The sequence below is a fragment of the Spirillospora sp. NPDC049652 genome, from assembly GCF_040675125.1.
Lineage (GTDB): Bacteria > Actinomycetota > Actinomycetes > Streptosporangiales > Streptosporangiaceae > Spirillospora.
Window position 1 is genome coordinate 1 of record NZ_JBFAOF010000681.1, and the last position, 4041, is coordinate 4041.

The window sequence follows — 4041 nt, forward strand, 5'->3', positions numbered from 1 at the left end:
AGCTCCTCGATCACCACGAACCGCTCCAGCGCCGACCGCCCGTGCCCGCCGTACTCGGCCGGCAGCGTGAGCCCGAGCCAGCCGCGCGCACCGAGGCCGCCGTGGACCTGGCGCGCCTGGCCGAGCTGCCGCCCGCGGGCGTCCTCGCCGAGGTCGTCAACGACGACGGCACCATGGCCCGGCTGCCCGAGCTGCAGGTGTTCGCCAAGGAGCACGGCCTCAAGCTGATCTCCATCGAGCAGCTCGTCGAGTACCGGCGGCGCACCGAGCCCATGGTCACCCGGGAGGTCGAGACCCGCCTGCCGAACCGGTTCGGCGCCTGGCGGGCCATCGGCTTCTCCAGCGCCGTGGACGGCGGCGAGCACGTCGCGCTCGTCCTCGGCGAGATCGGCGACGGCGAGGACGTGCTCGTCCGCGCCCACTCCGAGTGCCTCACCGGCGACGTCCTGCACTCCGAGCGCTGCGACTGCGGCGCCCAGCTGGACGCCGCCATGGAGCGGATCGCCGCCGAGGGCCGCGGGGTCGTCCTCTACCTGCGCGGGCACGAGGGGCGGGGCATCGGCCTGCTCGCCAAGCTCCAGGCGTACTCGCTGCAGGACGACGGCTCGGACACCGTGGACGCCAACATGGAGCTCGGCCTCCCGGTGGACGCCCGCGAGTACTCCAACGCGGCCCACATGCTCCGCGACCTCGGGGTGCGGTCGATCCGAGTCCTCACCAACAACCCGGCCAAGCTCGACGGCCTGTCCGGCTTCGGACTGGACGTGCGGGGGCGCGAGGCCATGCCGGTCGCGGTCACCGAGCACAACCGCCGCTACCTCGCCGCCAAGCGCGACCGCCTCGGCCACCGGATCGGAGACCTCGTATGAGCGGCCGCGGGCGTCCCGAGGACACCGCCGTCGACGCGTCCGGGCTGACCCTCGGCATCGTCTGCACCCGGTGGAACGCCGAGATCACCGACCAGCTCCTGGCGCGGGCGCGGGACGCGGCGAAGGCGTGCGGCGTGACCGACCCGGTGGTCGTCCGGGTGGCGGGCGCCCTGGAGATCCCGGTCGTCGCGCAGCGGCTGGCCCGGGACCTGGACGCGGTGGCCGTCCTCGGCGCGGTCGTCCGCGGGGAGACCGCCCACTTCGACTACGTCTGCGACTCGGTGACCGCCGGCGTGACCAGGGTCGCCCTGGACGAGTCGACCCCGGTGGGCAACGGCGTCCTCACCGTCGACAACGTCGAGCAGGCCCTGGCGCGGAGCGGGTTCCCGGGCAGCTCCGAGGACAAGGGGTGGGAGTCGGTCGTCGCGGCCCTGGACACCGCGCTCACCCTCCGCGACCTCGCCCGCCGAAGCGCCCACGCCGGGTAGCGGGGGCCGCCTTCCCGGAGGCCGGGGAGGCGGCCACCCAACGCAGTGCCGCGGTCACGGCATGGTAGGGTCGGCTGTTGTTACAGCAAGTGATGGCATCGAAGGGACGGGAGGCGACGGTGACCGCATCCGGCACGGTTCTGACCCTGCGAGGTACGCGGCATCACGGTCACGCCGGGCATAGTGCGGAGCATCTGGGCTCCTGAGCCCGTCCCGGATCCGTCCCACCCATCACCTCTCCCCGAAAGGGAATGCTGTGCTGTCTCTCGTTCTCCCGAAGGGGTCGCTGGAGAAGGCGACCCTGGAGCTGTTCGACGCCGCCGACCTGACCGTCCGGCGCTCGTCCGACCGCGACTACCGCGCCTCCATCGAGGACCCCCGGATCGACCGGGTGCGCGTGCTGCGCCCGCAGGAGATCCCCACCTACCTGGAGCAGGGGCTCTTCGACCTCGGCATCACCGGCCGCGACTGGATCACCGAGACCGACTCGGACGTGGTCAGCCTCGGCGAGCTGAAGTACTCCAAGGCCACCTCCAACCCGGTCCGGGTGATCATGGCGGTGCCGAACGACGCCCCCTGGCAGTCGGTGTCGGACCTGCCGGAGGGCGTCCGGATCTCCACCGAGTTCCCGGAGATGACCCGCCGGTTCCTCGACCGGCACGGGGTGAAGGCGAAGGTCGTGCCGTCCTACGGCGCGACCGAGGCGAAGGTGCCCGACATCGTGGACGCCATCGTCGACCTCACCGAGACCGGCTCGTCGCTGCGCAAGAACGGCCTGCGCATCCTCGACACCCTGCTGACCAGCTACACCGAGCTGGTCGCGAACCGCGAGGCCTACGAGGACGCCGACAAGCGCGCCGCCATGGAGGACGTCGCGCTGCTGCTGCAGGGCGCGATCCGGGCCCGCGGCAACGTGCTGCTCAAGCTGAACGTCGCGCAGGGCGACCTGCCCGGCGTGCTGGACATCATGCCCGCGATGTCGTCGCCGACCGTCACCTCCCTCGCCGGCGGCGAGGCGAGCGCGGTCGAGTCCGTGGTCCCCAAGCGCGGGGTGAACACCCTGATCCCCGCGCTGAAGGCGGCGGGCGCGCACGACATCCTCGAGATCCCGATCAGCAAGATCGTTGACTGAGACCCCGACGCTGCCGGTGGTGTGGCGCCCCCGCACCACCCGGCTGGTCGCGTACGTGACGGCGGGCGTGAGCGTGCTCGGCATGGCCGTGCTCGCCGTCATCGTCGCGCCCCAGTTCAAGGCGTTCGACCGCACCATGATGGTCCTGTTCGGGCTGCTCATGGCGTGGCTGCTGCACATGCTCGCGCGCTGCCGGGTCGCCGCCGACGAGGCGGGGGTGACGGTGGTCAACGCCTTCCGCACCCGCCGCCTCGACTGGGCCGAGATCGTGGACGTGAACATGACCGTCGGCGAGCCCTGGCCCACGCTCGACCTGGCGGACGGCACGTCGATCGGCGCCATGGGCATCAACGGCGCCGAGAAGCACCTGGCCGCCCGCCAGCTCACCGAGCTCCAGGCCCTCGTCCACGTCCGCGGCGAGGCCCGGGACCGCTAGCTAGTCCTCCTTCGCGAACTGCTTGAGGACCGAGTTGATCCAGCCCTCCGCCTCGTCCTTGTCGAGGTCTACGTCGAGCAGCGGGCTGCCCTCGTCGAAGTAGGCGAGCAGCAGGTGCTCGGTGCCGATGTAGTTGTGCCCGAGCCGCAGCGCCTCCCGGACGCTCCGCTCCAGCACCTTCGCCGCGTCGGCGGCGTAGGGGATGTTCTCGGGGATCTCCGTCTCGGCCCGCGGGGGCAGGCCCCGGACGGCGGCGTCCCGCACCGCCTCGACCGTGACGCCCTGCGCCTCGATCGCCTTGACCGCGAGGCCCTCGGGCTCGGACAGCAGCCCCAGCACCAGGTGCGCCAGCCGGATCTCGGCGTTCCCGGCCTCGCGCGCCGCCTCCTGCGAGGCGAACACCGTGTTGACCGCCCGCTTGGTGAAGCGCGCGAACGGTCCGGTCGCCTCCACCGTCCCGCCGCCCGGCTTGGGGACGAACCGCTTCTGCGCCGCCTGCTTCGTGACGCCCATGCTGCGCCCGATCTCCGTCCAGGACGCCCCGGACCTGCGGGCCTGGTCCACGAAGTGGCCGACCAGGTGGTCGGCCGCCTCCCCGACCCGCTCCGACACCTCGACCGCCTCCGACAGCCGCTCCAGCGGCCCGCCCTCGGGGCTCTGCTCGTTCACGTACTCGATGAGGTCACCGAGTCGCACCGGTAGTTCGCTCATGCGTCAACCATAGGTTGACGATCCCCGATCGTCAACCGCGGGTTGACGATTCGGCGGAGCGTGTCCGGATCAGTCCTGGTCAGGGGCGGAGAAGCGGAGGCGGAGGTCGCTGGGGTCGGTCGGCCGGTGGCCGAAGGCCCAGTCGAGGAGCCGGGTGGCGTCCGAGAAGCGGGTCGTGGACGCGGGCTCGCCCAGGACGACGCCGTAGACCGTCCGCTTGCCGCGGCGTGCGGTGAAGAGCAGGCAGTAGCCCGCCGCGTTGGTGAAGCCGGTTTTGACGCCCTTCGCGCCCCGGTACGTGCCGAGCAGGCGGTTGGTGTTCGTCCAGGCGTAGGCGGCGTGGGTCCTCGTCCGGGGGAGACGGTAGGCGCGGGTGCCGACGACCCGGCGCAGCGTCGGGTCGGC

General features: G+C 72.1%; 7 protein-coding genes. 4 read left to right on the forward strand and 3 right to left on the reverse strand.

Features of this window, described 5'->3' with window-relative positions; genetic code table 11:
- Positions 1-215 (reverse strand): acyl-CoA dehydrogenase family protein (locus AB0J52_RS30505; RefSeq protein WP_500186118.1); only part of this gene is annotated, 215 nt, incomplete at its 3' end.
- Here AB0J52_RS30505 and ribA point away from each other — a divergent pair.
- From ribA to AB0J52_RS30525, 4 genes are all read left to right on the forward strand, one after another.
- Complete coding sequence (ribA, locus tag AB0J52_RS30510) at positions 126-869, forward strand: GTP cyclohydrolase II (protein WP_500186128.1); 744 nt, start codon at positions 126-128, stop codon at positions 867-869. The two genes, AB0J52_RS30505 and ribA, sit on opposite strands and share 90 nt — an antisense overlap.
- Complete coding sequence (gene ribH, locus AB0J52_RS30515; protein WP_500186120.1) at positions 866-1357, forward strand: 6,7-dimethyl-8-ribityllumazine synthase; 492 nt, start codon at positions 866-868, stop codon at positions 1355-1357. The genes ribA and ribH overlap by 4 nt, the downstream gene beginning before the upstream one ends.
- A 256-nt stretch (positions 1358-1613) precedes the next feature.
- Positions 1614-2489 carry an ATP phosphoribosyltransferase gene (hisG, locus tag AB0J52_RS30520; RefSeq protein WP_500186122.1) on the forward strand — a complete coding sequence of 292 codons (876 nt, stop codon included), beginning with the start codon at positions 1614-1616 and terminating at the stop codon, positions 2487-2489.
- Positions 2482-2925 carry a PH domain-containing protein gene (locus AB0J52_RS30525; RefSeq protein WP_500186124.1) on the forward strand — a complete coding sequence of 148 codons (444 nt, stop codon included), beginning with the start codon at positions 2482-2484 and terminating at the stop codon, positions 2923-2925. The genes hisG and AB0J52_RS30525 overlap by 8 nt, the downstream gene beginning before the upstream one ends.
- On the opposite strand, the gene AB0J52_RS30530 is transcribed toward AB0J52_RS30525, so the two are convergent.
- Entirely contained in the window at positions 2926-3636 is a 711-nt protein-coding gene (locus AB0J52_RS30530) for a Clp protease N-terminal domain-containing protein (RefSeq protein ID WP_500186126.1), read from the reverse strand.
- A gap of 69 nt (positions 3637-3705) precedes the next feature.
- The coding region (locus tag AB0J52_RS30535) for a D-alanyl-D-alanine carboxypeptidase family protein (protein ID WP_500186127.1) at positions 3706-4041 on the reverse strand (336 nt) is incomplete at its 5' end.

Coding starts and splice junctions, on each gene's coding strand:
- ribH (WP_500186120.1), top strand. CDS start 866: ATGAGCGGCCGCGGGCGTCCCGAGGACACCGCCGTCGACGCGTCCGGG.
- AB0J52_RS30530 (WP_500186126.1), bottom strand. CDS start 3,636: ATGAGCGAACTACCGGTGCGACTCGGTGACCTCATCGAGTACGTGAAC.